General features: G+C 62.4%; 3 protein-coding genes. 1 reads left to right on the top strand and 2 read right to left on the bottom strand.

The annotated features are described in order from the left end of the window. Positions 1-1,284: hypothetical protein (locus MUO23_04540; protein ID MCJ7512218.1), on the top strand; the 1,284-nt coding region annotated here is incomplete at its 5' end. Between the two features lie 12 nt (positions 1,285-1,296). Here the strand turns inward: MUO23_04540 and MUO23_04535 are convergent. Next, positions 1,297-2,901: a hypothetical protein gene (locus tag MUO23_04535; GenBank protein MCJ7512217.1), complete on the bottom strand. Its 1,605-nt coding sequence runs from the start codon at positions 2,899-2,901 to the stop codon at positions 1,297-1,299. Positions 2,902-2,961: 60 nt separating this feature from the next. Then, the gene (locus MUO23_04530; GenBank protein MCJ7512216.1) at positions 2,962-4,488 is read right to left on the bottom strand and encodes a glycosyltransferase family 39 protein; all 1,527 of its coding nucleotides are present in this window, start codon (positions 4,486-4,488) and stop codon (positions 2,962-2,964) included. Positions 4,489-4,681: the final 193 nt, after the last annotated feature.

Raw genomic sequence — 4,681 nt, 5'->3', positions numbered from 1 at the left:
GTCTATTGGCGAGGCGCCCAACAGAATCTGATTCGAGTCAACACCGATCCGGGGCAGCGAGACCAAAACGCATACATCGGCTATGCAGAAGATCTCTTGAATGAGGATTACTCGCATGTCGGCAACCGTAATCGGATGCCGGTATATTCCTTCTTGCTCTCGTTCGCTTTGAACCCGGCGGAACTTCGCGAGGTCGCCTTCGTCCGTGCCAAGTACTTCAGTGTGGGGCTGTCCCTGGCGCTGCTTGCGGCGATCGGGGCTCTCTTCTTCCGATCGTTCTCCCCCCTGGAGGCGAGCACGCTCTTGCTCATCACGGCCTTTGCCCTCTACATCTTCAGGGCCGCCTACGTCCAACCCGAGCTGCTGTACTACACGCTCGTTGCCTTCCTGTTTGTGTCGATGCTCAGATACTTGACCAGGCCATCGATAGGGCTGGCGGTGGCCATCGGTGTCCTCGCGGGGCTGGCACATCTGACCAAAGCGTCCGTTCTGCCTGGATTGGTGCTCTTCCTCCTGGTCGCCTTCGGCTGGGGCCTGGGCCGCGCCCTCCGGGACGCAAGACGCACCAGGGGTGTCCCCATCGAGTCCTTTTCCCACGCAGTCAACCTGGCGCTTGTGGTTGGGTTCTTCCTTCTGACGGTGTTCCCGTACATCAAGAACAGCTGGTACAGGTTTGGCAGGCCCTTCTACAATGTCAACTCAACGTTCTATGTCTGGTATGACACCTGGGAAGAGGTCGAACGAGGGACCAAGACGCAGGGAGACCGTAGCGGCTGGCCGGATATGCCCGCAAGCCAAATCCCTTCCTACGGGAAGTACATCCGAGAGCACACCCCTGGGGACATGGTGGGTCGCCTGCTACACGGCGCCTCCCTGACCATCGATGAAGCGGTGGGTTCCTATGGGTACGCCAAGTACATCGTATTGTTTAGTCTCGCTTTGCTGCTCGCCTTGGGCCTGAATAGGAGGAGGCTGGGCGACGGCTTCCGAAGGTACCCCCAAGTGGCCATCTTCCTGATCGTGTACTTCGTCGCCTACGCCGTTCTGTACGCATGGTTCGCCCAGATCGTGGATGGGAATCGCCTGGTCTTGGCTCTCCTTGCCCCGCTGCTGCTCAGTCTGGCTTACGGCATACGCTTCGCGCTACACGACCGCAACTTCGAATGTCTCGGCCGAAGGGTCAGCCTCCTCAATCTGGTGTACGCCCTCTTCCTGGTCGTGGTCGTCCTGGACATCCGGGCGGTGACCACGTACCGCATCCTCTCCATGTTTGGCGGCTCCTAGCTCCTTCAGCGGTCACTGCCCCCAGGCCGGCCCGCGAAACAGAAACAGCCTCTCGTTCTCGGGGGTCAGGTTCCCCGGGAGGAGGTGCGAGTCCCAGGTGATCACATAGTCGGCATCCACGAGGGAGGACAAGTATTGTTCTTGCAGGTAGAAACCCATTGCATAGGGCGCGTTCGGGATCCCCTGCACCATGTGGATATGCAATCCCTCCCCAGACAGCTGCTCACGGATGCGCATCATGTCCCAGGTGTAGTCGGAGAGCCGCACAAGCCCGTCGGAACGAAGCTCCAGCTCAAGGTGCAGCTCCTGGGTTCGCTGGTTGGCGACGAAGAAGAATCCGAGCGCCCCGAGGAGTAGGGCCCAGGCCACAGCAGGCCTCGACGGAATCTTGAGCAAGGAGAAGAGGGCAGCATAGAACGCCAACGGTAACCCGATGTAGTACATGGTCGTGTACTCGTGGGGTCCGCTCATGTTCCGCATCCCGATCATCCAAACAAAGCCAGAGGCCGCGAGCAACACCACGAGCAGCCTCCGCTCCGGGTCCCACCTGGCCCCCTGCACCGCGATCACCCCGAGCGCTGACGCCAGGAGCAACACGTTCCCGGGGGTCTCTCCTCCCGGTCTGCGGAGCGGGACGGACCACCGCACCAACCGGTCCATCTGGTCTGTAAGAAAGCCTCCCCAGGAAACGACCTTCTCGTATCGATCATTGAAGGCGGGGTCCAGACCAAGCCGGTTTTCGGCTGACTGGATGATGCTGGTCTGAAGTGGCGCGACCCCGGTCCGAATCGATTCCACCCCGATATTGTATGAGAGCATCAGCGCCCCAAGGCCAAGCGAGAGCACACACACCCGGGTCACCGGCTGCATCGCCAATGCCCTCAGGCTGGCTCTCATCGAGAACCCATGTTGCCGGAGGGTCATCACCCATTCGGTGACGAGCCAGGTTAGCAGCACCGCGAACGATGCATAGCCGCGCCCCAGCGAGACCGCCAGCACCGCGCCCAGGTAAGGCGCGCGCCGGCGGCCGTCGATCCGGTAGAGGGCTATCGTATAGATCAGGATCATCATGCCCAGCAGGGCGGGCTGGTCAAAATGAACCATGTCCTTGTAGAAGAGCAAGTACTCACTGCTCATCGCCAGCAATGCGGCCGCCAAAGCCGCTGGCTTGCTCTGGACCAACTTGTCGACTATCAGGTAAGCGGTGAGCATCGTCGCCAGGAAGATCAGGTTCATGACCTGCTTGGCGATGTATGCCTTTGATGAAAGGCGGTCGCTGACCGAAAGGATGGCATGCATCCCCGCACTGAAGAACACCGGGTAACGGTCGAAGTAGTCGTACCGGATCGTGCCGTCCGGTTCGGCGTACGCTAGGGCGTAGCCGACGAAGCCATTCTCCGACGTTGCGTGGCTGATGATGGCCAGGGCGTGGGAGGAGACCCAGCCGTGGTGCTTGGGCTGCCGCTCGTTGTAGCCTGGCTCAAATCCGACGAAGTGGTTCTGGCTTGCCAGGACATAGACCGCCACCAGGACGAAGATCACCGCCGCCGCCGGCCCGGAAGCCAGAGCCAGCCTTCGTCCTCGGCGGGAAGCCGAAGCAGTTGCGGTGTTGTCCATCTGCCCACCTAAGTCCGACAATCGGCCGATGCCGCCCAGACGCCCAAACAGGATCGCGGCCTAGGGCTTGACAAACAGCCGCAGTTCGACGTACCCGTACACCTGATCGTACCTCGACCCCAGATAGTCTTCCACCTCGGGCAGCTCGAAGCGAGCCAGCAATACGAGCGGACTCTCACTTGTCCGGATCAGGTCGATAATCCGCTGCTCAGACACGACGCCGCTGCGCAGGACCTTCTGGGAGAGATTGGCCAGCTCGGGGGGGATCTCCCTCCGGCTGCGAAAAGCGAACATCGGCCGGTCAGTGATCAGGAAGCCGCCGTCTGGGTCGAAGTACTCGATCAAGGTCAGCAGATCAAATTCCCGCGTCTGCGGGGAGGCCCCGGCCTGAAGGTTCGGCATGTCCGCCCGAAGCTTGCCGATGAAGCGAGGCCCCGCCCAGAGAAGGTAGACCCCTAGCGTGCCCCACACGCCCAACGCCAGCAGTTTGGCACCCCACCGACCTCGAGCCCGCCAAGGAACACCCCGAAGCGGCTCGATCACCGCCACGCCTGCCAGCACGCAGGCCGGTGCGGCCACCAAGAGCGGCTGGTGGTACCACACAGGCGTGCTAACCGCCAAGAGCACCCCGCCCAACACAACCCAAGCCGCGAAGTACAACGTCGGCCAGGCCTTGCGGCGGACGCTGAAGGCGGTGCCAATCAGTGCCAGCAGGAAGACGGGCCACAGGTCGCGAGTGTGCCGCAGCAGCGTCTCCGCCTCGAAATAGGCAATCCCTCGCACTCCGAGGTGGGTCTCAACAAGCTGCCCGATCTGCGGCAGGCCTACCAACCCGGTGACCAGGATCCCCAGCATGCCGACGAACACGGCAGACCAGAGTGAAGCGGCCCTCCCTCGCGACCCGCCTCGCCAGCCGCCGACCTCCGCCCCGTTCGGGCGTGGAATCGCCAGCAAGCCCGCGACAAGGGCCGGCACAAGCACAACCGTGAACAGTTTGACCATGACGGAGGCGGCCAACGCCAGGGCAGAGAGAACCAGCCAGTACGGCCGTGGCCGCTTGTGCCAGAGCGTCAAGAACAGCACCGACAGCATCGCCAGCGAGATCGCTGGCAAGCCCACCATGACCGACACGCTCAGCTGGGCGTAGGTGGGGACCAGCACAAGCAGAACCACGGCCGCAGCCGAATGCTTCCATGACCACATCTGCCTCAGATGCTCCGCGGCCGACGTCAGCAGGATTATGGAGAAGAACAGCACCGCCAGCCGGGCCGGCAGGACCTTGGCACCGAAGGCCTTGATCAACGAGCTCAGCAGCAGCGTGAACAGCGGCGGCTGATCGCTATACACCTGGCTGTACAGTGGGTGCCCAGCCGCGTGCAGGAAGGCCTTCATCAGCTGGATGCCCTCGTCGGGGTCCAGTTCAAAGGCGAAGCGGAACGGAAAGAACAGCAGCACCGTCAGGGCGAATAACACTACCAGCAGGACCGGAACGGCCTGCGGGGTCAGCTGCGCCCAGCGGGATGAAGTCCAGCGCTGGCGTGCGGCGCCTGACGGCGGCTCTCCACTCACCCGCTTCTCCGACGCCATCCGAGGATTCCCAATCGGCTGATCTACCGGACCCCTTCGAGCACGCCTGCTTTGCCCAGCTTGACGGCCAGCGCGTGCAACTCCCAGGCTGGCGCGCCGATCCGATCGCCAATGGCGATCAGGTCGTTGGTCCCATCGGCGTAGGCCAGCAGGTCCATCATGGTTTGCACCTGCTGCTTGCTTTCGCGCGTGC

It is taken from the genome of Anaerolineales bacterium (assembly GCA_022866145.1).
Taxonomy (GTDB): domain Bacteria; phylum Chloroflexota; class Anaerolineae; order Anaerolineales; family E44-bin32; genus PFL42.
The sequence above is the reverse complement of the archived record's forward strand: the minus strand, read 5'-3'. Positions and strand labels throughout refer to the sequence as shown.

Bases quoted from the DNA above. Each gene is read 5' to 3' on its own strand.
- MUO23_04535 (MCJ7512217.1), bottom strand. From the start codon at position 2,901: ATGGACAACACCGCAACTGCTTCGGCTTCCCGCCGAGGACGAAGGCTG.
- MUO23_04530 (MCJ7512216.1), bottom strand. From the start codon at position 4,488: ATGGCGTCGGAGAAGCGGGTGAGTGGAGAGCCGCCGTCAGGCGCCGCA.